Annotated in this window: 22 protein-coding genes; 12 read left to right on the plus strand and 10 right to left on the minus strand. The window is 60.9% G+C overall.

Going from position 1 to position 22,309, the window contains the following annotated elements:
- Positions 1-20 precede the first annotated feature (20 nt).
- Both QEN71_RS38850 and QEN71_RS38855 read right to left on the minus strand, forming a co-directional pair.
- Positions 21-677 carry an FMN-dependent NADH-azoreductase gene (locus QEN71_RS38850; protein WP_201649669.1) on the minus strand — a complete coding sequence of 219 codons (657 nt, stop codon included), beginning with the start codon at positions 675-677 and terminating at the stop codon, positions 21-23.
- Positions 674-1,111: a GNAT family N-acetyltransferase gene (locus QEN71_RS38855; RefSeq protein ID WP_201649668.1), complete on the minus strand. Its 438-nt coding sequence runs from the start codon at positions 1,109-1,111 to the stop codon at positions 674-676. Before QEN71_RS38855 ends, QEN71_RS38850 begins: the two co-directional genes overlap by 4 nt.
- A 90-nt stretch (positions 1,112-1,201) precedes the next feature.
- Here QEN71_RS38855 and pdxR (QEN71_RS38860) point away from each other — a divergent pair, with 90 nt between their 5' ends.
- The 4 genes from pdxR (QEN71_RS38860) to QEN71_RS38875 all read left to right on the plus strand — a co-directional run bounded on the left by pdxR (QEN71_RS38860) (position 1,202) and on the right by QEN71_RS38875 (position 4,881).
- Complete coding sequence (pdxR, locus tag QEN71_RS38860) at positions 1,202-2,656, plus strand: MocR-like pyridoxine biosynthesis transcription factor PdxR (RefSeq protein WP_201649667.1); 1,455 nt, start codon at positions 1,202-1,204, stop codon at positions 2,654-2,656.
- Positions 2,657-2,920: 264 nt separating this feature from the next.
- Positions 2,921-3,436, plus strand: coding sequence for an Ohr family peroxiredoxin (locus QEN71_RS38865; RefSeq protein WP_201649666.1), 516 nt, complete (start codon positions 2,921-2,923; stop codon positions 3,434-3,436).
- A 31-nt stretch (positions 3,437-3,467) separates the two neighbouring features.
- A complete protein-coding gene (locus QEN71_RS38870; RefSeq protein WP_201649665.1) occupies positions 3,468-3,878 on the plus strand; it encodes a DUF3331 domain-containing protein in 411 nt (136 codons plus the stop codon).
- A 16-nt stretch (positions 3,879-3,894) separates the two neighbouring features.
- A complete protein-coding gene (locus tag QEN71_RS38875) occupies positions 3,895-4,881 on the plus strand; it encodes an alpha/beta fold hydrolase (protein WP_201649664.1) in 987 nt (328 codons plus the stop codon).
- Between the two features lie 76 nt (positions 4,882-4,957).
- On the opposite strand, the gene QEN71_RS38880 is transcribed toward QEN71_RS38875, so the two are convergent.
- Entirely contained in the window at positions 4,958-7,705 is a 2,748-nt protein-coding gene (locus QEN71_RS38880) for an ATP-binding protein (RefSeq protein WP_201649663.1), read from the minus strand.
- Positions 7,706-7,846: 141 nt separating this feature from the next.
- The gene (locus tag QEN71_RS38885; protein WP_233471760.1) at positions 7,847-8,221 is read right to left on the minus strand and encodes a nuclear transport factor 2 family protein; all 375 of its coding nucleotides are present in this window, start codon (positions 8,219-8,221) and stop codon (positions 7,847-7,849) included.
- 226 nt (positions 8,222-8,447) lie between these two features.
- Between QEN71_RS38885 and QEN71_RS38890 the strand changes: the two genes are divergently transcribed.
- Positions 8,448-9,464: a LysR family transcriptional regulator gene (locus QEN71_RS38890; RefSeq protein WP_201649661.1), complete on the plus strand. Its 1,017-nt coding sequence runs from the start codon at positions 8,448-8,450 to the stop codon at positions 9,462-9,464.
- Here QEN71_RS38890 and QEN71_RS38895 read toward each other — a convergent pair.
- Complete coding sequence (locus tag QEN71_RS38895) at positions 9,416-10,075, minus strand: TetR/AcrR family transcriptional regulator (protein ID WP_201649660.1); 660 nt, start codon at positions 10,073-10,075, stop codon at positions 9,416-9,418. The genes QEN71_RS38890 and QEN71_RS38895 overlap by 49 nt on opposite strands.
- Before the next feature lie 344 nt (positions 10,076-10,419).
- On the opposite strand from QEN71_RS38895, the gene pdxR (QEN71_RS38900) reads away from it, so the two are divergent.
- Both pdxR (QEN71_RS38900) and QEN71_RS38905 read left to right on the plus strand, forming a co-directional pair.
- A complete protein-coding gene (pdxR, locus tag QEN71_RS38900) occupies positions 10,420-11,883 on the plus strand; it encodes a MocR-like pyridoxine biosynthesis transcription factor PdxR (protein WP_233471758.1) in 1,464 nt (487 codons plus the stop codon).
- Positions 11,884-11,887: 4 nt separating this feature from the next.
- Complete coding sequence (locus QEN71_RS38905; RefSeq protein WP_201649658.1) at positions 11,888-12,151, plus strand: sigma factor-like helix-turn-helix DNA-binding protein; 264 nt, start codon at positions 11,888-11,890, stop codon at positions 12,149-12,151.
- 66 nt (positions 12,152-12,217) lie between these two features.
- On the opposite strand, the gene QEN71_RS38910 is transcribed toward QEN71_RS38905, so the two are convergent.
- Together QEN71_RS38910 and QEN71_RS38915 are read right to left on the minus strand one after the other, a co-directional pair.
- Positions 12,218-12,961, minus strand: coding sequence for an SDR family NAD(P)-dependent oxidoreductase (locus QEN71_RS38910; protein ID WP_201649657.1), 744 nt, complete (start codon positions 12,959-12,961; stop codon positions 12,218-12,220).
- Positions 12,962-13,165: 204 nt separating this feature from the next.
- On the minus strand, positions 13,166-14,050 hold the full coding sequence (locus tag QEN71_RS38915; RefSeq protein ID WP_201649656.1) for a LysR family transcriptional regulator: 885 nt from the start codon (positions 14,048-14,050) through the stop codon (positions 13,166-13,168).
- Positions 14,051-14,160: 110 nt separating this feature from the next.
- On the opposite strand from QEN71_RS38915, the gene QEN71_RS38920 reads away from it, so the two are divergent.
- Positions 14,161-14,910, plus strand: a complete 750-nt coding sequence (locus QEN71_RS38920; RefSeq protein ID WP_201649655.1) for an SDR family NAD(P)-dependent oxidoreductase — start codon at positions 14,161-14,163, stop codon at positions 14,908-14,910.
- Positions 14,911-14,932: 22 nt separating this feature from the next.
- Here the strand turns inward: QEN71_RS38920 and QEN71_RS38925 are convergent, their stop codons facing one another.
- The 3 genes from QEN71_RS38925 to QEN71_RS38935 form a co-directional block, all read right to left on the minus strand.
- The gene (locus tag QEN71_RS38925) at positions 14,933-15,505 is read right to left on the minus strand and encodes a YbhB/YbcL family Raf kinase inhibitor-like protein (RefSeq protein WP_201649654.1); all 573 of its coding nucleotides are present in this window, start codon (positions 15,503-15,505) and stop codon (positions 14,933-14,935) included.
- 103 nt (positions 15,506-15,608) lie between these two features.
- Positions 15,609-16,814 (minus strand): NAD(P)/FAD-dependent oxidoreductase, encoded by a 1,206-nt coding sequence (locus QEN71_RS38930; RefSeq protein WP_201649653.1) that lies wholly within the window; start codon positions 16,812-16,814, stop codon positions 15,609-15,611.
- 253 nt (positions 16,815-17,067) lie between these two features.
- The gene (locus QEN71_RS38935) at positions 17,068-17,970 is read right to left on the minus strand and encodes a LysR family transcriptional regulator (RefSeq protein ID WP_201649652.1); all 903 of its coding nucleotides are present in this window, start codon (positions 17,968-17,970) and stop codon (positions 17,068-17,070) included.
- A gap of 113 nt (positions 17,971-18,083) precedes the next feature.
- On the opposite strand from QEN71_RS38935, the gene QEN71_RS38940 reads away from it, so the two are divergent.
- Genes QEN71_RS38940 through QEN71_RS38955 form a run of 4 tightly spaced genes read left to right on the plus strand, consistent with a single transcriptional unit; the run spans position 18,084 to position 22,305 of the window.
- Entirely contained in the window at positions 18,084-19,289 is a 1,206-nt protein-coding gene (locus QEN71_RS38940; RefSeq protein WP_201649651.1) for an MFS transporter, read from the plus strand.
- 38 nt (positions 19,290-19,327) lie between these two features.
- Positions 19,328-20,134 carry a 2,5-didehydrogluconate reductase DkgB gene (gene dkgB, locus QEN71_RS38945; protein WP_201649650.1) on the plus strand — a complete coding sequence of 269 codons (807 nt, stop codon included), beginning with the start codon at positions 19,328-19,330 and terminating at the stop codon, positions 20,132-20,134.
- A gap of 41 nt (positions 20,135-20,175) precedes the next feature.
- Positions 20,176-21,294, plus strand: coding sequence for an alkene reductase (locus tag QEN71_RS38950; protein WP_201649649.1), 1,119 nt, complete (start codon positions 20,176-20,178; stop codon positions 21,292-21,294).
- Positions 21,295-21,306: 12 nt separating this feature from the next.
- Positions 21,307-22,305: an aldo/keto reductase gene (locus QEN71_RS38955; RefSeq protein ID WP_201649648.1), complete on the plus strand. Its 999-nt coding sequence runs from the start codon at positions 21,307-21,309 to the stop codon at positions 22,303-22,305.
- Positions 22,306-22,309: the final 4 nt, after the last annotated feature.

The following is a 22,309-nucleotide window of genomic DNA, read 5'->3' on the forward strand; positions in this document are numbered from 1 at the left end:
AACTCCTTAAAGAAAAAGGATCAAGCAATCGAAGATGAGGCGTGAGCGGACGTCTCTCGCGGCTCGCATTCGCGCAGCCATTGCGCGGCCTTCGTCTCCACGACGGAAAGCGGCTCGTCTGCAAATGCGAGGCCAGTCGCGTGCATGAACGTGACGTCCTTGAGTCCGATGACGCCGAGCACGGCGCTCAGATACGGACGGAAAAAGTCCGGCTGCAACGACGGCTCGCGGAACATCGCGCCGCCTGCCGTGACCGCGACGAACGTCGGCCGGTCGCGCAGCAAGCCGACCTTGCCGTGCTCCGTCGTCGTGAACGTCACGTCGCGGCGAACCACGTGATCGATCCAGTTCTTCAGCACGGCGGGCACCGTGAAGTTGTGTACGGGCGTCGAGATCCAGAGCATGTCGGCTTCGTCGAGTTCGCGAATCAACTCGTCCGACACGGAGAGCGACGCACCGAAGCGCGCTTTCGCGACATCGACGGGCAGGACCAGCGACTCTGCGTACGCTTCGCTGATCGCCGGCAACGGATCGGCGCCCAGATCGCGCCGCGTGATGCGAATTTCCCGCCCCAGACGCGCAGCCATCGCGGGCAGCAAATGCTGCGTGAAGCGCCGGCTCGTCGAGTTGTCGCGACGAGGACTGCAGTCGAGCATAAGCAACTTGAGACTGTTCATGACAGATCCATGCTGAAGTGAAGGCCGCGCGCGAGCAGGCCACAACGGAAATAGAAGCGCTGCGCCAGCGCATTTGCCAGCCCCGTATCGAGCACCATTCGCTCGCGGTTTTCCGCACGCCCGAGCGTGCCGAGTTCCGCGAGCAGGCGTTCTCCGTGGCCGCGGCCGCGTCCCGCTTCATCCGTGACCAGATCGTCGACGTAGATGAAACGGCCATGAATCAGGTTGTCGACACGCCGGTAGCCGGCCAGCGCGACAGGCTTGCCGCCTTCCCAGACGGCCAGCAGGCAGTAGCCTTGCGTGCGCTGCGTCGAGACACGGGCGAGGAAGTCGCCGGGCGATTGCAAATGGGGACGCAGTTGCTGCATCACATCGAAACAGGCCAGCACGTCGGCGTCTGTTTCGGCATGTCGGAGGATTGCGGTGTCTGTCATGGTGCCGGTCAGCGAGGGTTGGTGTAGGCTTCAGTGTCGCCGTTCGATGACCCAGCCAACAGGCACATTTTTCGAGCTTTAGACCAGGCCATGAAGCAGGCCCAAAACCCGCCCCCAATTCACGCGGAATCCGGCGCCACGCCGATCCACGAACAGATCTACCTCCGCTTTCGCTCGATGATCGAACAGGGGCAGCTTCGTCCCGGCCAGAAAGTGTCGTCGTTGCGGGCGCTGGCCACCGAACTCGGCGTCGCGCGCGGCACCGTGCAGGTCGCCTACGACCGTCTGCTCGGCGAGGGTTATCTCGTCGCGCGAGGTCCGGCGGGGACATTCGTGACGGAACACACGGCCCCCGCGAAACCCGCTCGCGCAAAACGGGCGAGCGTCGCCGCGCGCGTGCTGCCGGACGCGGATGCACCCGACACGGTCATCGAACTGGAAGGCGGCAGCCCCGTCCCGCTTCAGATGGGACTCCCCGCACTCGACGAATTCCCCCGCAAACTCTGGGCGCGCTTGATGGCGCGCCAGGTCCGCAAGGCAGGATCGCTGAACCGGCCCGCGCCCGCCGGCCATATGCCGTTGCGCGAGGCGCTCGCGGCGTATCTGCATCGTTCGCGCGGCATCGACGCGCACGCGGATCAGGTCTTCATCGTGCCCGCCTACACCGCGAGCCTGTCGCTCGCCGTCGACGCGCTCGAACTCGCACGCGCCGGCGCGTGGGTCGAACATCCCGGTTATCCGCAGACCACACAGACGCTGACACGCATGGGCATGCAAACCTGCGACGTGCGCGTCGACGAGCACGGCATCGACGTCGAATTCGGACGAAGCCATTTCCCGAATGCGCGGCTTGCCGTGGTGACTCCGTCGCATCAGAGTCCGACGGGGGTCGCGTTGCCCTTGCAGCGCCGCGTCGAACTGCTCGATTGGGCCGTGCAACACGACGCGTGGATCGTCGAAGACGACTACGACGGCGAGTACCGATATCGCGGCCATCCGCTGCCCGCGCTGAAGAGCATGGATTCATATGGCCGCGTGATCTATTGCGGCACGCTGAGCAAGGTGCTGTTTCCGGGGCTGCGGCTTTCGTATGTGGTCGTCGCGCAGAGCCTCGTGCCGCAATTCGAACTGGCGTGCAGGCGTTCCGTGCATGGCGGTTGTCCGGAACTGATGCAGGCAGTCGTGGCCGATTTCATCAGCGAAGGCCATTTTTCACGGCATATCAAGCGTATGCGCACGCTCTACGCCCGCCGTCGCGCGCTACTGGCCGAAGCGCTCGCGCCTTATTCCGCAGAGGGATTCGTCGTTCATCTGCAGGACGGCGGCATGCATCTGCTCGTCGACGTACGCGAAGATCTCGACGATGTCGTGCTGGCGAGCCGCGCACGCAAAGCAGGCTTCGCCGTGCATGCGCTCACCGCGTGGCGCAACGGCTCGCCGGGACGGCGCGGGCTGTTGCTGGGATTTACGAACATCCGCAATCGCGATGAAGCCGAACAGCAGGTTGCCGCGCTAATTCGCGCGTTCGATCCGCGCGCGGACTAAGACGTTTTTATTCGTCTGATCGTTAGTCATACCAACCATACAGTCAGATTGACACCCTTCCTGCGACGCACTCCTCGCGTCGCATAGCAAATCGCCCGGACGCACCGCGCGTCAATTGATGTTTCCGATGCAACACCGTGCGCCCCTTCGCGAGTCTTCTGCACGCGCGCGCTTCCCCCTACGATTCAGCCTGCATAGATAGCGTGAGAAGCGATTCCTTCGCGACCGCGCTTCGAAACAAACGCAATTTCCACACTGAAACGAATGACAACGTTACGCCCACCGCCGCTGACGCTATTCGACAAGTACTCCGGACATGAGCCGCAAATCCTCTATACGACCACCGTCACGGTGACGGGCGGCAACGCGGAGCATGGACGCGCGTCGGGTGTCGCGCGCTCGGACGATGGTCAGTTCACCGCCGCTCTGCGCCTGCCGAAAGCACTGGGCGGACCAGGCGGCGGCACGAATCCCGAGCAACTGTTTGCAGCGGGTTATGCAGCCTGTTTTCACGGCGCATTGAATCTCCTCGCCGCACGCTCAGCGGTGCCGATTTCAGGCTCGGCAGTCGATGTGACCGTCGACTTCGGACGCGATCCGATGGACGGCCTGTTCGTGCTCAGTGCGCATACGCGCGTCCATTTGCCCGGCGTCGATCGAACGGTCGCCGAGGAACTGGTGCGCAAAACCGAGCGGTTTTGCCCTTACACCAAGATGGCACGACAGGGCATCGTGAATGTCGTCGCGCTCGTCGTGCCTGGCGAGGCGAGCGAATCGTGACGCAATTCGCCACATCGTAGAGAGGCTGGAAATGAACAGAACCGATCCATGGATGCAGATAGTCAGCGGCTTGCACGGTCGTGCGCGATTCGCCGCTCAGATGAACACCGCGCCCGCCGCTCGCAGCCCGCGCGAACGCTGCCGTTCGATGACGACTGCGATGGCGAATGCGTCGTCGATCCGGCGCATCGAGTGGCAGACGACCTGCACGATTCTGGTTTCATGGAGCGATTCGACTCTCGGCCGATTCGAGGATCAGACATGGCGCGCCGGCTTCGCCCGTACGTCCGGTATTTGCGGGCTCACGGGCGTGCCCGTACGGCGCGGCGATCCCGTGTTCCGGCCGCTGCAGAAAGGCGGCGTGCTGCCCAGAAACGCGCTCGACATGATCCGGGCCGATACGTTACGCGCGCCACAGAATTCGTTTGAAACAGGGCATTAAAACAAAGGCAAGGACTATGACGACAAACAGCAAACAGAAGCAAAACACCACGCGTAGAAACATCCTGATGGGCGGCGCCGCGGCTGCGGGCGGACTGGCTGCATCGCTGATGTCAGGTGCTGCACAGGCTGCACAGCCGGCTTCGTCAGGCGCGTCGAATGCACATGGCCAACGAACGGCCAGCTACCTGTCGGCGAAAGACGGCACGCAGCTTTACTACAAAGATTGGGGCACGGGCCGTCCCGTCGTGTTCTGTCATGGCTGGCCGCTCAGCTCCGATAGCTGGGAATCGCAGATGATGTTCGTCGCGTCGCACGGCTTTCGCGCCGTTGCGCACGATCGTCGGGGACATGGGCGTTCGAGTCAGCCCTGGAACGGCAACGAAATGGACACCTATGCCGACGATCTGGCGACCGTGTTCGAAACGCTCGGTATCAAGGACGCGATTCTCGTCGGCTTCTCGACGGGCGGCGGTGAAGTCGCGCGCTATCTGGGCCGGCATGGCACGCGACGCGTATCCAAGGTCGTGCTCGTTTCCGCCGTGCCGCCGTTGATGCTGAAAACGCCTGCAAATCCGGGCGGATTGCCGATCGACGTGTTCGATGGATTGCGCGCCGCGCAACTGGCCAATCGCGCGCAGTTCTACATGGACGTGCCGTCGGGACCGTTCTATGGGTTCAATCGTCCGGGCGCGAAGCCGTCGCAGGGTTTGATCGATTCGTGGTGGATGCAGGGCATGCAAGGCGGCCACAAGAACACTTACGATTCGATCAAGGCTTTTGCGGAAACCGACTTCACGGAAGATTTGAAGAAGATCGACGTGCCGACGCTGATCATTCACGGTGACGACGACCAGATCGTGCCGATCGACGCTGCTGGTCGCGCATCCGCGAAGCTGATTCGCAACTCGAAGCTGATCGTTTATCCGGGCGCGCCGCACGGTCTGACGGATACGCACAAAGAGAAATTCAACGCCGATCTTCTCGCGTTTATCCAGAGCTAACCGCGGCTGGATCATTCGCTTCAAGGGCAAGCACGTTAGCGTTTGCCCTTTTTTCGCGCTATCGGCTTAAAACCTTCTATGACGCAAGCTGCCTGATCTGCGATTCATAGACGCTCGCGCCTTGTCGTCGCGCAACGAAAAACGCTTCGCGCAAGCACGCGGCGCTAGCATCGTGTTCACCTTCGATACGATGCGCACTCGCTTTCGTTATCAACAGCGTCGGCAAATACAGTCTGTCTTCATTCGACTCGATTAGTCTGATCGCTTCGTCGCAAACCAGAATTGCGCGGCGGGCGTCGCCATTCGCGCACAGTGCGATGGCCAACGAGTTGCGAAACATCGAAGCCGGCATCGTGTAGTGGCATTTCACCAAACCGTCGATACATCCTTCCAGCAGCGAAATGCTCTCCCCCGGCCTGCCGTCGGCATAAGCGATCTGCCCGCGAAGCCCGAGCACCGCGAAACGATAGGGCGTGAATCCATTCACCTGGACGACCGCTTCGTATTCGTCGGCGATTTCGCGCAGTCTCGGCCAGTTCTCCTGCCACGCGAAAACTTCTCCGGCCCATAGCAGCGTTACGCATCGGGTTGCGGAATGACGCAACGACCGCGCGCATTCGATTGCTTCATCGGCGACGCGTTCGGCTTCGTCAGAGTCTCCTGTCAACCACAGGTTACGTGCCTTCCCGCTCAGTGCACGCAGATACGGGTTGACGCCCAGTTCCGCCGGTTCGACGGCTGCCATGCCGCTCGCCTTACCCGACAGAATGACGGGCTCCCAAAGACGCGCCGACGCTGCGATGTCGCCCTTCATATGCAACGCGACGGCGAGCATCGAATGAACGGCTGACGTGTCTCTGCCGCTCGCGGCGATCCATTGCGCGGCTTCGCTTGCGAACGTGAATGCGCCGTGGAAATCGCTCGTGCGATACAGATACATGATCAAGCCGCACAGCAGCCGGTCGTGCCGAACCGCATCGCCCATCGACATCGCAATGGAAAGCCCGCGCTCATATGCACGGCCGACTGCTTCGCTGTCGCTGCTCGTGAACATCAAGGCCTGCCCATAAGCAGCCGTGAGTTCCAGTTCCATCAGCGTGCCGCGCTCGTCATCGCCGAGTTTCGCCAACGCGATCTCGGTCCATTTTCTGGCCTCGCCGAGCATCGACTTTTTCAGCAACAATTTCGCATACGACACGACCAGCTTGCAGCCATTGATCAGATCCTGCTCGCGTATGAGCGCCCATTCGAGCACTGCGCGCAGATTGCCGAGTTCGGCCAGGCGGTTGGCCGTTGCTTCTTCCTCTTCTTCCGCTGCGTCGTCATCGAGCCACCTCGCCGCATACCACGATGCGTGCCGCGCGGACAGTTCGTCGATTTCGCCGGCCTCTTCCATTTTCACGCGTGCATAGGAACGGGTCGTGTCGAGCAGAAAATACCGGACTGCACCTTCGTACAGCCGGACATCCAGAAGCGACTTGTTCGAAAGCTGATTGATCGCCTTCATCACGTCGGTGCGTTCGATGTCGTTTGCGCCGATCACGGCCACAGCAGCTTCCAGCGTAAAGCAACCAACGAACACGGCGAGCCGCCGCAGGCAAACCTGTTCGAGCCCGGTCAACAGACCATAGCTCCAGTCGAGCGTTGCACCCAATGTCTGATGTCTCGGCACAGCCGTACGGCGACCGTGCCACATTAGCCGGCTCTTCTTGTCCACGAGTTCCAGTATGCCGACCAGTCCGAAAGTCGGCATTTGCCGCGCGGCGAGTTCGATTGCCAGCGCAATGCCGTCCAGTCCACGGCACAGCCGGCTCACCGCCTGGGCGTTATCGTCGGTCAATTCGAAATGACAACCCGCCTGCACGACGCGCTCGACGAACAGACGTATTGCCGAATAGTTCAGCGCATCGCGCGCCTTGAGTACTTCTGTTGGCGGCGGCACGTCGAGAGGCGGAAGGCGGAAGACGAACTCGCCATCGACATTCACGATTTCTCGCGACGTAACGAGGATGTAGATACCCGCCGCATTTCGATAGAGTACTTCGACGGTCTTCGCCACGCCGTCTATCAGATGTTCGCAACAGTCGAGAAAGACCAGCGTGCGGGTGTGTCCAATCGACGCGCACACCTCGCTCATCGACGATGCGCTCTCGCGTCCTTCGCACAGCGCTGCGAGCAACGTCGAACACACCAGGTCCGAATCCTGAACCACGGACAGATCGACCGAAACGACCCTGCCTTCGAAGTCGTCACGCAAGCGATCGATCGCAGCATTCGCGACCGTCGTCTTTCCCATTCCGCCTGCGCCGACAATACTGACGAAGCGCTGCTCGGCGAGTTGCCTGACGATCTGATCGATCTCGCGCTCACGGCCGACAATAGATGCGCCGCGACGATGGAAACGAAAATGGTCGCGCGGGAGCGGCGCTGCATTCTTGAGCCCGATGCCAGGCTGAAGCGCGTCACTCGACGCGACGGTGGCGACGAACGTATAGCCGCGACCGGGCACGTTCATCACATACGTCACGCCGGGATCGCTTTCGGCGAGTGCTTTGCGCAACGCGACGAGATGAAAGCGCAGACTGCCTTCCACGACGACGGTATCGGGCCAAACTTCTGCAAGAAGTTCTCGCGCGGCGATCAAAGTGCCGGCGCGACGCACGAGTGCAACCAGAATATCGAGCGCTCTTCCGCCCAGCTTGATCTGCTTGCCGTGACACACCAGTTGCCGCTTATCCGGAAACAGAAAGAACGGCCCGAACGAATAGCTCGCTGCGTTTGAATGCGATACCGTCGTTCCGAATTTCAATAAGCTGGCAAACAAGTATCGTCTCGCAGGAAGTCACGGTTCTTACCCATTCTATATTAGCGGTACGTAAAATCGAACCCACTAAATGGCCTTGGCAGCCAAAACTGAAACTTTGACAATCTTCTCTATCGAGCGCGTCTATCAGCGCATCGTGCACTAGATCGCTTTCAATGCACGGCTGCGTAGATCGGGGAACGCGTCGATCTGACGATCGAGCAGAATGAAGAGTCTCGCAATTTTTCCATCGAAAATAGAAAAGTGCAGATTGAGAATGAGCGGATCGGGTAATCCGGTCGAATCGAATGTCCCCGTTATCGCACCCGTCACTGTCGTCACGCGATAGTGCTGGAACATCTGCATCACTTCGATTCTCAGGTTGTCGCCGATCACTTCTCTCGCGATCCATGCTTCAATGGCGGGGCGCCCCCAGAAGTCGCGCAGTTGATCGTTGACGAGTGCATCCTCTCTGAAGAGTGCTCCCATACCGCCTGCATCGGCACGGTTGAGCGCCAGCAGGAACGAAGCGATCACTTCTACGTCTTTTTGTGCGGTCGTCCGTATTCGGTCTTCCCGATCACGCATCCCGTTTCCTTAGCGGCATCAAGAGCGCAAATGTTCACCCATCCTGCCGCTTTTGTCTGCTATGTGTTGTTAGCGCTTGCTAGCGATTGCGATATGTCCATAGCGTTTAACCTTTCACGGCGAGTCTTCGTCTATAAACCAGCGTCGAAAGACTTTTGTGAGGAAACCGCGTTTCATGGATTCGACAATGCGCAATCACCACAGCCCGCGAGCGGAAGAGGTTATAGATACGCTCTCGGCAGGATTCACGACCAGCTATGCGGCCGTGATGACTTTTATCGCCGTTGCAAAGGAAGAGAGCTTCGCCAAGGCAGGCGACCGGCTCGGCATCGGAAGATCGTCCGTCAGCCGGAACATCCAGAAACTGGAGCAGCAGCTTGGAACCAAGCTGTTCTCACGCACGACACGTAGCGTCGGTTTGACGGCCGAAGGGGAAATCTTCTACGAGTCGTGCAAGCCGGGCATCGACGGTATTCTCAACGCGATCGAACGCATGCGCGATCTGCGTGGCGGCCCGCCGCGCGGACTCTTGCGCGTCAGTTCAACGGTCGGCTTCGGCAGAAAGGTCATCGCGCCGCTGTTGGCGAAGTTCCGTGTGCTTTATCCCGAGGTATCGATCGATCTGATGCTGACCGACGCGCACGCCAACTTCACGAGCGACGGCATCGATATCGCATTCAGAAATGGACGCGTGGACGATAGCCAGATCATTGCACGGCGCATCATTCCGATGCATATGATTCTCTGCGCTTCGCCGGAGTATGTTCTAGAGAAAGGATTGCCTGCGCACGTCGATGATCTCGCGCAGCACCGTGCGATCAATTTCCGCTTCTCGTCGGGCAGAATCTACGAGTGGGAATTCAAGGTAAAAGGCGCGCTCGTCAAACACGCGCCATCCGCGCACCTGACTTTCAACGATGCGGATCTCGTGCTCAATGCCGTTCTCGAAGGACAAGGCATCGCGCAAGTGGCCGGCTATCAGGCCTGCGATCACATTGCGACAGGACGCCTCGTGTCCTGCATGAATCAGTTCGCGCCCGACGACCGGAGCCACTTTCTGTGCTATCTCAGCAAACAGCACATGCCGTCACGCATGCGGCTCTTCATCGACTTCATGCTCGAACAGATACGATCGCTCAATCTTCAGTGTGCGGTCGATACGGCCGTGTCGAGCGATGCGTCTGTCGGGTGATACAGGCAATGAACATTAACGATCTGCTCGCGCGTGCCCGTCGTCAGCGCTTCATCCATGCCCTGCTCGAATATCGCACGTATCGTACCGATCAGCATGGAGACCAGTTTATGGGCAATCGTATCGATGTGGACGGAATCCAATTGCGGCGAACTGGCGAACATCGAAGTCGTCGTGTCACGAAGTCTCGCAAACGCTTCGCAAAACAGTTCTGATCTTTCGATCCGCATCCACGCCAGATGAATCGCCCGCACATCGCGCGCTTTTTCGATGTTTGCAGCAAAGAACGCATCGGCGACAGCAGTGATCATGTCTCCCAGATTCGCGCCGTTCTGATCGCTGCATGCAATCTGCGCGCACGCCACGACATGGTTGAGATGACGATGCACCAGCATGTCGATCAGTTCATCTTTATTCGCGAAGTACTGGTATAGCGTTCCCACTGCAAAGCCCGATCGCTTCGCAACACGGGTTGTCGTCAGTCCTCGCGTCCCCTCGGCAATCAGTATCTGTACTGCCGCCTCGAGTACGGCCTCGATGGTGTTTGACGCGCGCGTCTGGCGCGGTAATTTGCGAGGCTGTGGCGTATCCCACTTCCTTGAATTCATCATTGCAACGGTCTGTAGAACAAATGAACCATTCGCCCGTCACGACAGATCTCGTAGTGAAAGGCGCATGGGCGTCGTGATATTGCGTTGAAAGTGCGCGCATGTAATGTGCCAGTTTCTACTTCGTAAACTGAGCCACTTTTTCAACGTCACAAATCTCTCGATCAAAACGTCTTGGTTAGGAGTGGATGGTTTTCGTGCATGGTTGATTCGAATGCACATGACATTCGATCCAGCAATCACTGCAAAAGCCGATAACTGACTTTTCAACCGTTATGAACGATCGATGTGAAATCCCAACGGAGGTAAGTGGACGCGACCGGTCCGCTATCGCGTGGCCCCTTACTTTGGGTTCGCCCGATCCGGCCAAGGGCTTGCAGCGTTGGCTGTACGAAGCACTGAGACTGGCCATCGTCAGCGGAAGGTTGCCTGGCGGCAGCACGCTGCCGGGAACGCGCACGCTTGCGCGGCAATACAGCCTCGCGAGAGGTACCGTTGCCGCTGCGTACGAACAACTGCTGGCGGAAGGCTATCTGGTGACACGCGTCGGAAGCGGTACGCGCGTGAGCGCCGTATTGCCCGATCAACTGCATCCCGCCAAAGCGGCGGACGCATCTTCGGTTGCTATCGAAACCGCGCACACGCGCGAATCGCGCGCGCCATGGATCAGCCGTCTCAAAGAGTGCGATTCGCCTTTTCCGCTTGCCGACGCGAATGCATTGCCGCAGCCGTTTTATCCGCATCGCGGCGACATTCGCCTCTTTCCCGTCGATTTGTGGCGTCAACTCCATGTGCGCCAATTGCGCACTTCGCGGCTGCTGACGCTCAACGACACGAGTCCTGCCGGATTGCTCGCACTACGAGCGGCCATTGCCGAGCATCTCGCCATCGCGCGCGGCGTGCGCGCTTCACCTGAGCAGATCGTCGTAGTCGGCAGCGTGCATCAGGCGCTCGATTTATGTATGCGTCTGCTAACGGGCCCTGGCGACACCGTGTGGATGGAAGACCCCGGCTACATCGGCGCGCGTCAGATCATGCACGCGAGCGGAGTTCGTGTCGCCGATATTCCCGTCGACCACGACGGCATGCGCGTACTCGACGGCATACGTGAAGCGCCATCCGCTGCGCTGATCTATGTCACGCCGACGCGTCACGCACCGCTTGGCGTGCCTCTGTCGGCTGAACGGCGAGCTTCATTGCTTAACTGGGCTGCCGCAAGCGGCGCGATTATTTTCGAGGACGACTACGACAGCGAATATTGCTTTCGTTCGAGATCGTTGCCGGCGTTGCGCAGTCTTCCCGGCGCCGAGGCACACGTCGTGCTCGCCGGCACATTCAACAAGCTGATGTTCCCTTCGTTACGGCTTGCGTATGTGGTACTGCCGCCGCAACTCGTCAACCCCTTCGTTCGCGCGGCGTCGGTCACGGTCCGCAGCGCAAATGGTCTGACGCAGGCCGTGCTCGCGGACTTCCTGAGCGAAGGACATTTCGATCGACACGTGCGCCGCACGCGCAAGATCTATGCGAGCCGCGCGCAAGCATTTGAACGCGCCGCACACGCTCACTGGCAAGGTTTGATCGACGTTCAACCGGCCGATGCCGGACTCGACGTGATCGGCCATCTGCTGCCGTTCGATGAACGCACGGCTATCGAGAAACTCAAATCAGCGCGAATCGACGCAGCGCCTTTGAGCCGATACACGCATCGCCACACACAAAAGCCAGCGCTCGTGCTGGGTTTTGCGCCCTTCAATGAAGAGGAAATCGAGCGGGCAGCACAACAGCTCGCCACCGCACTGCGCAAAGGCTAACGACATGACGGATGCGTCTGCGACGCCGAAGGAACTGAAAGAACGCGCCGACGAAGTATCGGTCGCGTTCCTCATGCTGCTCGAACGCTTGCCGCCCGAGGCGCGCGCGGCGTTCCTGCTGCATGAACTCTTCGGCGCAAACTATAGTGAAGTCGCTGCCGCAATCGGCAAATCGACAACCGTGTGCCGCCAACTCGTGAATCAGGCGAAAGCGCAACTGCATGATGAATGTCTGCGGAGTGCAGTTCGCCGATCCAGCTCCGAATAGATTGCCGCTGGCATCTGTGTTCGCACTGCGCGAGATGGCCGCCAACGGCAATCATCAAAGATGCTCTTATTGCAGCGTATATCCGTTATCGACGATCACATCCTGTCCATAGATGCCGCGCGACGCAGGGGATAGCAGGAACATGATCGTGTCCGCAATCGCCGAAGGTTCGAGAAAGCGGCCGGAGAGCAGGCGCTGATTGACGCGCCCGGCTACGGCTGACAACTGATCTTGCGATAAACCCAGGGTCGACCAGATAGCCGTCGCGGTCGGGCCCGGCGAGACGATATTGATTCTGACGTCATCCGTAGCGAGTTCTACTGCGAGCGTTCGCGCGTGCGCCTTGAGTGCCGTCTTCGAAGCGATATACGCGGCAAGACCCGGAAACGTCACTTGCGACAGGAATGTTCCAATGAAAACCACCGACGCAGGCTTTGCCAATTGATCCCGCAACACCGACAAGGTATTCAATGCGCCCGCTCCATTCACCGCCCATTGACGTTCGAACGCAGCGGACTCAAGACCATCGCCCAGTTGTGCAATGCCTGCATTCGGCAGCAGAAAATCGATAGCGCCGAATTGCCGTGCGCGCTCCGCAAGCGCAGCGAGATCGGCGCTTTCAGTCACATCGCCCTTGAGCCATTTGAGTCTCTCGCCATGCGTTGCTTGCAAGCTCTCCAGTTCGCGCATGGTTCGGCTCATCGCCAGCACGCGCGCGCCGTTCTCCAGCAAGCGTTGCACAGTCGCGAGTCCAATGCCGGAACTTGCACCCGTCACGACAGCAGAGCGATTCTCGAATCCTTCAAACATGGTTCTTTCCTTTTCATTCGTCGATTTGTATTCTCTCGTCGTTCAGGCGCGATGTCGCACGTCACGACCTGCTTTACTACACAAGAATCGGGCCAAGGAAAGAACGCACTATTTACAAGGTTCTTGAATCGTAAGATGTCGAATCGACCTGAAGCGATTCGACTACTTCAGTAGTCTTATCGACAAAGAAAAGAATGTTCTCCGCTATTTCGAAAGCGCGAGATGTTCCGCGATGAAGTCGATAAAGATCCTCGCGCGGGCAGGTATGTTGCGCCCGAATGCATGAAGCGCCAGGACGGGAACCGACTGCAGCGGCACCTCCGGCAGTACGATCTGCAATCGGCCCTCATTCAGATCGCTCTGTACCGTGGTTCGCAGAATCTGTGCGATACCGAGTCCACTCACAGCAGCCACTCGCATGGCGTCGCCGCTATCGGCGTCGAACATGCCTTCGACCGACAGCGTCTTGCCGTCGGCGAAGACAATGGGAATTGCACGTCCATCGAGCCTGTAGCGCACATGGCGATGTGCTGCCAGTTCGGCGGCTGTGCGCGGCGCGCCGCATGCACGCAGATACGCGGGCGAAGCGACCAGCACCAGCGGCAGACTGACCATCCGTTGCGCGTATAAGCCGCTGTCCATCACGTGCCCCGCTCTGATCGCGATATCGAAGCCCTCGCGAATGAGATCGACGTGACGATCGCTCACGCTGACTTCGAGCGCCAGCTCCGGATTGCGCGTCATCAAATCGCGCGTAATGGGCTCCAGCAACGTACGCCCCAGATCGCCGGGCATGCTCACACGCAATTTTCCGGCGGCGGTTGCAGGGGCTGCGAGAACCTGGTCCGCTTCTTCGAGACCGCGTATGAACGGCGCGACGCGTTCGTAGTACCTTTGCCCTTCGAGCGTGAGCACGAAAGCTCGCGTCGATCGCTGAAACAGCGTGACGCCTAGCCGCTTTTCCAGGCGCGCGACGCTTCTCGACACGGCAGACGGCGTCGTGCCCAGCGCGCGCGCTGCGGCGGTGAACGAACCGGCTTCGACGGCCCGCACGAATGCGGGCAAACCGCTAAATCTTTCGGATGACATTGATGACCATTCGGCAAAACTGATAGCGCCGCTGCGCGACTGGAGCGGCTTCCGGCAGAACGCTACATTGAAGCCCTACGCCATTGCGGCGGACGATTACGGAGAATGAATTGAATCGACTCGCAAACAAAGTGGCCGTCGTGACGGGCGGCAATAGTGGAATCGGCTTGGCAACGGCCAGGCTGTTCGTCGCCGAGGGCGCGAACGTGGTAATCGTCGGACGTCGGGCCGATGCCGTGAATGCAGCCGCAGCCGAACTCGGCGATCGCGCAATCGGTTTGACGGGCGACATGGCGGACTCCGCGACACATGAGCGCGTCGCATCGCTGGTTGCAGAGCGGTTCGGCGGCGTCGACATTTATGTCGCGAATGCAGGCACCAACACGATTGCGCCGTCCGACACGGTCAGCATCGAGTCATACGACGAGCATTTCGCCACGAATACCAAAGCGGTATTCTTCGGCGTTCAGAAGATTGCACCGCATATGCGCGAAGGTGGCGCAATACTCTTGACGAGTTCGATTGCCAGCACGCGCGTATTCGACGGCCACGCCGTTTATGCCGGCACGAAGGCCGCAATCGAAGCGTTCGCCCGCAGCTGGGCAATCGAGTTCAAGGCACGGCGCATTCGCGTCAACGTGATCAGTCCCGGTCCCGTCGACACACCGATTCTCGCCAAGCTCGGTATCGAATCCACCGACCGTCCTGCATTCGAGGCCGCGATCGCGAACAGCATTCCGCTTGGCCGCCTCGGTCAAGCGGACGAACTCGCGCGCGCCGCGCTTTTTCTCGTCAGCGACGAAGGCAGCTTCGTGAACGGTGTCAATCTGAAAGTGGACGGCGGCATGTCGCTGATATGACCGACCGCGTCGCGTTCAAGGTTCACTCAGCGGCGCGGCGATACTTCGCAACGTACTTCGCCTGCGCAATGACCTTGCCGTGCATCTGGTAAGCGACGAGAGCCGGACTCGAAGCCGCCTTCACGTCGATACTCGGCACGGACAACGCCGACGCCGTGACGATGTATCGATGCGCGGTGCCTTGCGGCGGGCATGGTCCGCCGTATTTCGAGTCGCCGAAATCCGTCAACGTTTCGAGCGCGCCCGCGGGCAGCATGTTCGGATTTCCGGAAGCGCCCTTTTCAAGCGACGATTGCGTCGCCGGTATGTTGACGACTTCCCAATGCGTCCAGCCCAGACCGCCCGTCGGCGCATCGGGATCATGAATGTTCACGACGATGCTCTTCGTGCCCGGCGGAACATGCGTCCACGAAATGTGCGGCGAAACATTGTCGCCATGACAACCGAATCCGCCGTACACCTGTTCGTTCACGAACTGCCCACGACTCAGGCCATCGACCTTGATGGCAAACGGTTCGGCAACGGCGACAGCCGGTACGATCGACAGCAACAGCGACGCGCAGAGTGTCGCGCGAAAAAGGACGTTGGCTTTCATGGTGCGCTCCTTCGAGGAGTGGAACGTGCGATTTCCAGCATTGCAGATACGGCAGCAGCGCGTGATAGGGAACGTGCCGCTACCGCATTCGATGCAATACGTCCTAGCCGAACGACGCTTCCGGATTGCCCGCCGCCAGCGCCTCCGCGCGATTCGGTGCGGGCGGATAGATCCACATCGTGTTGATCATCTGCTTGCGCGCCTTGCCTTCGGCGTGCGTCAGCTTCATCTGCCGATCCCAGCCTTCCGAATAGACAGCGCCCCACTCGCCGAGATCGACGCACGTCGCGTAGAACGGCTGCCGATACGTCAGCGTCGGAACGCCGAGCAGATCGGCGGCCACATTGTGACCGCCGAATTGCCCCATGATCATCGCGTGCTGACAGGACATCAGCGCGTAATGGCCGTCGTCGTCCGTCAGTGCGCGCGCGACGTCGCCTGCCACGAACACGTGGGGCGCTTCGGGCACGCGCAGATCCGCGGCCACTTCGGCGCGTCCCAGCGGATCGATATGCGACGACACCTGTGCCGCCAGCGGGCTCGCGCGCATGCCGCCCGCCCAGATCACCGTGCCCGCTTCGATGTGCTGGCCCGAAGCGGTGCGCACGCCTTGCGCATCGACGGACACCACGCCCGATCCGAGTACCGTCTCGACACCCAGCTTCTCGAATGCGTCGGCAATGAAGGGACGCGGATTCGGGCCGAGATCCGGGCCGATCGTGTCTTGCGAGCCGATCACGACGACACGCACGTTGGCATCGGCACCGAATTTCTCGCGCAGGCGCTTCGGCAATTCCGTCGCGACTTCGATGCCCGTGAAGCCGCAGCCGACCACGGCGACCGTGTTGCGTGCCGGAGAAGCCGGCTGTTTCGCCAGTGCGTCGAGATGTCGGTCGAGTTCCACTGCGTCTTCGATGCGGTCCACGGAGAACGCATGCTCGAGACCCGGAATCGGCGGACGGCTCAGCTTGCTGCCGCTCGTCAGCAGCAGGCGGTCGTACGCGAGCGAGTGCGTCTTCCCGTCGGCGGACACGACGCTGACCGTCTTGTCCTGAACGGAAATCGCATCGACGCTGCCCGCGACGAACTTCACGCCGATCGCGTCGAACAGCGGCAGCAACGGCGCGGCCATGTTTTGCGGCTCGGCTTCATACATCCGCGGACGGATCTGCAATTCGGGTTTCGGCGAGATCAGCGTGATTTCGACGTCGCTGCTCCGTACGCCCGCGCCATCGAGCACGCGAGCCGCGCCTAGTGCGCCCCACACGCCGGCGAAGCCGGCACCCACGATCAGGATCTTCTGCGACATGATATTTGCCTTCGATTTGAGAGTTGCGAAGCCGACGACGGTTGCCCGGACTCGTGACGAGCGGCACACGATCGACGCTGGAGACATCGCTTGTGCGACTATCGACGCAACGGATTGTAGGTAGCGGCAACGCATGCCAGAAGCACCGCGCGCGTGTTCACCATGTTGTTCGCACGGCAACAATCGGCAAAGCAGAAGGAGGGAAACGGAACATGCGCCGGACTCGAAACGGCGTTCGAGCCGGCATGATGAACTAGCGCGCGAATTCGGTGGCCTTCACGGCCTCGGCGAGATAATCGACGAATGAAGCGATACGCGCCGATATCGCCGTGTTGCGATAGTAGACGGCATTGATGGGTTGCCGCACGTCCTGCGTCTGACGCGCAAGAAGTTGAACGAGGCGCCCTTCGCGACGGTCGCGGCCCGTCATGAAGTCCGATAGACAGACGATTCCCGCGCTCTCCAGCGCCAGTTGCCGCAACGTTTCACCGCTCGACGACGCGATGCTCGGCTCGATCCGATACGGCTCGTTGTCCGCGCCGACAAGCGGCCACACATTCAGCGACTCGGGCTGCGTGAATCCGAGCAGCGAATGCCCGGCAAGATCGTCGACACGTTTCGGCTGGCCGTGCGCCTTCAGATATTCCGGCGTCGCCAGCACGCGGATACGGCTGCTGCCCACGGGACGGCTGTGCAGCGTCGAATCCTTGAGTCGGCCGATACGAATTGCGACATCCGTACGCCGTTCGAGCAGATCGATGATGCCTTCGTTGCTGTTCAGTTCCAGTTCGACCTGCGGATAGCGCTCGCGATAACCCGCCACCAGCGGCACGATCACGTGCAGCATGAACGGCGTCGCGGCATCGACGCGCAAACGTCCCGAAGGCCGCTCGCGCCGCGCGGCAAGCTGTTCTTCCGCGTTCTCCACGGCGTCGATGATGTCGCGCGCATTCTGCAAAAACGCCTTGCCTTCTTCCGTCAGTTCGAGACGCCGAGTGGTCCGGCGCAAGAGCGTGGTTTGCAGCTTCTCTTCGAGCCGCCCCAGCGTGCGGCTCGCGCCCGACACGGTCTGATCGAGTTGTTCGGCCGCAGCCGTGATCGAGCCCGTGTCGACCACCGTGGCGAAGGTCTGCAATTCGTCGAGTGTGACTTTCATACTTGATTTGAAATCAAAAGTGTTTCCTTTATAGACCAGTTTTTCTGCAAAAGTAAAGCCGGCACACTGCGTCCATCCGATCAAGCTTCCTTCAAGCCTTCTGACAGACGACCATGCCACTTGCCCTTTTCGCGCTGACGCTCAGCGCCTTTGCAATCGGAACGACCGAATTCGTCATCGTCGGTCTCATTCCGACGATCGCCGCCGACCTCGGCGTCACGCTTCCTTCTGCCGGCTTGCTAGTCAGCCTGTACGCATTGAGCGTCGCCGTCGGCGCGCCGCTGTTGACCGCGCTCACGGGACGCGTGCCGCGCAAGACCTTGCTGATCGCGCTGATGGCACTATTCACGATCGGCAATCTGGTGGCGTGGCGCGCGCCGTCGTATGAATCGCTTGTCGTTGCGCGCATTCTGACGGGGCTCGCGCACGGCGTGTTTTTCTCGGTCGGGTCGATCATCGCGACGACGCTCGTGCCGAAGGAAAAATCCGCGAGTGCGATTGCGACGATGTTCAGCGGCATGACGGTCGCGTTCGTCGCGGGCATTCCGCTCGGCACGTTCATCGGCCAGCACTTCGGCTGGCGCGCGACGTTCCTCGTAGTTGCGCTGTTCGGTGTCGTCGCGATGCTCGGTGCGCTGTTCTTCATGCCGAACAACCTGCCGCACAAGCGCCCTGCGCCGCTGCTTCAGCAGGCTCGTGTGATTGCGCATCCTAGCCTGTTGCTGGTGTACGCGATGACGGCTGTCGGTTACGGCGGCTCGCTGATCGCTTTCACGTTCATGGCGCCGATTCTCGAACAGATCACGGGATTCACGCCGTCGCAGGTCAGCATGGTGCTCGTCGCGTATGGCGTGTCCGTCGCCGTGGGCAACGTGTGGGGCGGCAAGCTCGCCGACGCGCTCGGTCCCGTCAAGGCGCTCAAGCGCATCTTCCTGCTGCTCGCAGCCGTACTGCTGGTGTTCACGTTCACGTCGCACAACCCGTGGCTCGCGGTTCTCACGATGCTCGCCTGGGGCGCCGTCGCGTTCGGCAACGTGCCCGGTCTTCAGGTCTACGTCGTCAAGCAGGCGCAGCAGGTTGCGCCGCAGGCAACGGATGTCGCAGCGGGATTCAACATCGCCGCGTTCAATCTCGGTGTGGCAGGCGGCTCGTCGCTGGGCGGCGTGATCGTCGCGCATCTCGGCCTCGGTCACACGCCGTGGATCGCCGCTGTCGTCACGCTGTTCGCATTCGCGCTGACTGCGTTGAGCGGCCGCTTCGATCGTCAGGCAGACATGCCCGAGCGCAACGCCGAAGAAGCCGTTGCAGTGACCCACTAAACACGCATTCGAACACTTTCAATCTGGAGAGCACTGTCATGAATCACATTCCCGCATTCGGTCTCGGCACGTTTCGCCTGCAAGGTCAGGTCGTGATCGACTCCGTGCGCGCCGGTCTCGAACTCGGCTATCGCACGATCGACACCGCGCAGATCTACGGCAACGAAGCCGAAGTCGGCGAAGCGATTGCGGCGTCGGGCGTTGCACGCGACGAGCTGTTTCTGACGACGAAGATCTGGACCGACAACTATTCGCGCGACAAGCTCGTTCCGAGCCTGAAAGAGAGTCTGACGAAGCTGCGCACGGATCGCGTCGACCTGACGCTCATTCACTGGCCTGCGCCCAACAACGGCGTGCCGCTCGACGAATTCATGAGCGCGCTGGCAGAAGCAAAAGCGCAAGGGCTCACGCGGCAGATCGGCATTTCCAACTTCAACATCGAACTGACGAAGCAGGCCATCGCCGTCGTCGGCAAGGAGAACATCGCGACCAATCAGATCGAACTGAGTCCCTATCTGCAGAACCGCAAGCTCGTCGACTTCCTCAACGCAGAAGGCATTCACGTCACGTCGTACATGACGCTCGCTTACGGAAAGGTGCTGAAGGATTCCGTTATCGGGCAGATCGCGAAACGTCACGAGGCCACGCCTGCACAGGTTGCGCTCGCGTGGGCGCTGCAACTGGGCTATTCGGTGATTCCGTCGTCGACGAAGCGCGAGAACCTTGCGAGCAACCTGCTCGCGCAACAGCTCGTGCTGACCGCCGACGACATGGCGCAAATCGCCGCGCTGGAGCGCAATGGACGCGAAGTGAATCCCGAAGGACTCGCGCCTTCGTGGGACTAGCCGGACGCAGCACACGCAACCTCGACGCAAGGATTCCTGCCATGAAGCACGACCCGCTTTTCGAACCTCTCACGCTCGGCGAGATCACGCTGCCTAACCGGATCGTGATGCCGCCGATGACGCGCTCGCGCGCCAGCCAGCCCGGCGACGAAGCCAACGATCTGATGGCCGCCTACTACGCGCAACGTGCCAGCGCCGGCCTGATCGTCAGCGAAGGCACTTACATCTCGCCGCTTGCGAAGGGCTACGCATGGACGCCCGGCATTTACACGCAGGCGCAGATCGACGGCTGGCGCAAGGTGACGACGGCCGTGCATCGGGCGGGCGGACGCATCTTCGCGCAACTGTGGCACGTCGGCCGACTGAGCCACACGAGTCTGCTCGGCGGCGCACAGCCGGTGTCGTCTTCCGCGCTTCAGGCCAACGGCGTCAACGTCTTCATCGCGAGCGCCGAAGGCGGCAACGTGCCGGGCTTCGTGCAGGCTTCCGAGCCGCGCGCGCTGAGCAAGGCGGATATCGCCGATGTCGTCGGTCAGTATCGCGACGCAGCCCGCAACGCGATGCTGGCAGGCTTCGACGGCGTCGAACTGCATGCGGCCAACGGCTATCTCGTCAATCAGTTCATCGATTCGAACGCCAACAACCGCACCGACGAATATGGCGGTTCGCTGGAAAACCGGCTGCGATTCCTGAACGAAGTCACGCGCGCGCTCATCGACGGCACGGGTCACGCGCGCCGCGTCGGCATTCGCCTCGCGCCGCTGACGACGCTGAACGGTTGCGTCGACGCCGACCCCGAGACGACGTACATCGCGGCCGCGAAGATGCTCGGCGAAATCGGCGTCGCGTACATCCATATCGCGGAAGCCGATTGGGACGACGCGCCGCATATGCCCGTCGAATTCAAGCTGCGCTTGCGGCAAGCGTTTCCGGGCGTGCTGATCTACGCGGGCAAGTACACGGCCGGGCGCGCCCGCGAAGCGCTCGACGCGGGTTGGGCCGATCTGATTGCCTTCGGCCGCCCGTTCGTCGCGAATCCCGATCTGCCGCAGCGCCTGCGCGACGGCGCGGATCTGGCGCAGCATCATCGCGACACGCTGTTCGGCGGCGGCGCACAAGGCCTCACCGACTATCCCGCTCTCACGGGCACCACTGACTGACCAACGAACATCATGCGAATCGATCTTCCCTCACGCATCGGCTTCGGCACCGCGCCGCTCGGCAACATGTATCGCGACATCCCGCACGACGAAGCGATCGCCACGGTGCAGGCCGCCTGGGACAGCGGCATCCGCTACTTCGACGCCGCGCCGCTCTATGGCGCGGGCCTGGCCGAACTGCGGCTCGGCGAAGCATTGGAGGCTTTTCCGCGCGACCAATACCTGATCGGCACCAAAGTTGGACGCCTGATCCTCGACGAACACGAATCGACGGCACAGCGCGATCTCGGCGAAAAAGGCGGTCTCTTCGAGCACGGCCTGCCGAACCGGATCGTCTACGACTACACGGAATCGGGCACGCTGCGCTCGATCGAAGAGAGTCTCGAACGTCTGCGCACCGATCGTCTCGACTATGTGTGGATTCACGACCCTGCCGTCGATTTCCACGGCGAACAATGGCGCGACGTATTCGACATCGCGATGTCGGGCGCGGCGAAAGCGCTGACGCGTCTGCGCGACGAAGGCGTCATCAAGGCCTGGGGACTCGGCGTGAACCGCGTCGAACCGTGCGTGCTGGCGCTCGAACAGGCCGACCCGGATGGCTTTCTTCTGGCGGGTCGCTATACGTTGCTCGATCACACTGCCGCGCTCGAGAAGCTGATGCCCGCGGCGGCGGAACGCGGACTCGGGATTATCGTCGGCGGTCCGTATAACTCGGGGCTGCTGGCGGGCGGCACGCACTACGAGTATCAGAAGGCGCCGCAGACCATGATCGATCGCGTCGCACAGATCAAGGCAATCTGCGAACGCTTCGGCGTGGATATTCGCGCCGTCGCGTTGCAGTTCTCGCTCGCGCATCCCGCCGTGGCCGGCGTCATTCCGGGTGCGAGCCGTCCCGAACGCATCGCGGAGAACCGTGCGCTCGCCGCGCAACCGCTTCCCGCCGAACTGTGGCGCGAACTGAAGTCGGCGGGTGTCATCAGTCAGCACGCGCCGACGCCCGCCGTTTGAACGT

Origin of the sequence: Paraburkholderia sabiae (assembly GCF_030412785.1) — a bacterium.
In the GTDB taxonomy this organism is placed as follows: Bacteria; Pseudomonadota; Gammaproteobacteria; order Burkholderiales; family Burkholderiaceae; genus Paraburkholderia; species Paraburkholderia sabiae.

Excerpts from the sequence above, each read along its gene's own strand:
- QEN71_RS38850 (WP_201649669.1), bottom strand. The coding sequence starts at position 677 with ATGAACAGTCTCAAGTTGCTTATGCTCGACTGCAGTCCTCGTCGCGAC.
- QEN71_RS38855 (WP_201649668.1), bottom strand. The coding sequence starts at position 1,111 with ATGACAGACACCGCAATCCTCCGACATGCCGAAACAGACGCCGACGTG.
- pdxR (WP_201649667.1), top strand. The coding sequence starts at position 1,202 with ATGAAGCAGGCCCAAAACCCGCCCCCAATTCACGCGGAATCCGGCGCC.
- QEN71_RS38865 (WP_201649666.1), top strand. The coding sequence starts at position 2,921 with ATGACAACGTTACGCCCACCGCCGCTGACGCTATTCGACAAGTACTCC.
- QEN71_RS38870 (WP_201649665.1), top strand. The coding sequence starts at position 3,468 with ATGAACAGAACCGATCCATGGATGCAGATAGTCAGCGGCTTGCACGGT.
- QEN71_RS38875 (WP_201649664.1), top strand. The coding sequence starts at position 3,895 with ATGACGACAAACAGCAAACAGAAGCAAAACACCACGCGTAGAAACATC.
- QEN71_RS38890 (WP_201649661.1), top strand. The coding sequence starts at position 8,448 with ATGGATTCGACAATGCGCAATCACCACAGCCCGCGAGCGGAAGAGGTT.
- QEN71_RS38895 (WP_201649660.1), bottom strand. The coding sequence starts at position 10,075 with ATGATGAATTCAAGGAAGTGGGATACGCCACAGCCTCGCAAATTACCG.
- QEN71_RS38905 (WP_201649658.1), top strand. The coding sequence starts at position 11,888 with ATGACGGATGCGTCTGCGACGCCGAAGGAACTGAAAGAACGCGCCGAC.
- QEN71_RS38910 (WP_201649657.1), bottom strand. The coding sequence starts at position 12,961 with ATGTTTGAAGGATTCGAGAATCGCTCTGCTGTCGTGACGGGTGCAAGT.
- QEN71_RS38915 (WP_201649656.1), bottom strand. The coding sequence starts at position 14,050 with ATGTCATCCGAAAGATTTAGCGGTTTGCCCGCATTCGTGCGGGCCGTC.
- QEN71_RS38925 (WP_201649654.1), bottom strand. The coding sequence starts at position 15,505 with ATGAAAGCCAACGTCCTTTTTCGCGCGACACTCTGCGCGTCGCTGTTG.
- QEN71_RS38930 (WP_201649653.1), bottom strand. The coding sequence starts at position 16,814 with ATGTCGCAGAAGATCCTGATCGTGGGTGCCGGCTTCGCCGGCGTGTGG.
- QEN71_RS38935 (WP_201649652.1), bottom strand. The coding sequence starts at position 17,970 with ATGAAAGTCACACTCGACGAATTGCAGACCTTCGCCACGGTGGTCGAC.
- QEN71_RS38940 (WP_201649651.1), top strand. The coding sequence starts at position 18,084 with ATGCCACTTGCCCTTTTCGCGCTGACGCTCAGCGCCTTTGCAATCGGA.
- dkgB (WP_201649650.1), top strand. The coding sequence starts at position 19,328 with ATGAATCACATTCCCGCATTCGGTCTCGGCACGTTTCGCCTGCAAGGT.
- QEN71_RS38950 (WP_201649649.1), top strand. The coding sequence starts at position 20,176 with ATGAAGCACGACCCGCTTTTCGAACCTCTCACGCTCGGCGAGATCACG.
- QEN71_RS38955 (WP_201649648.1), top strand. The coding sequence starts at position 21,307 with ATGCGAATCGATCTTCCCTCACGCATCGGCTTCGGCACCGCGCCGCTC.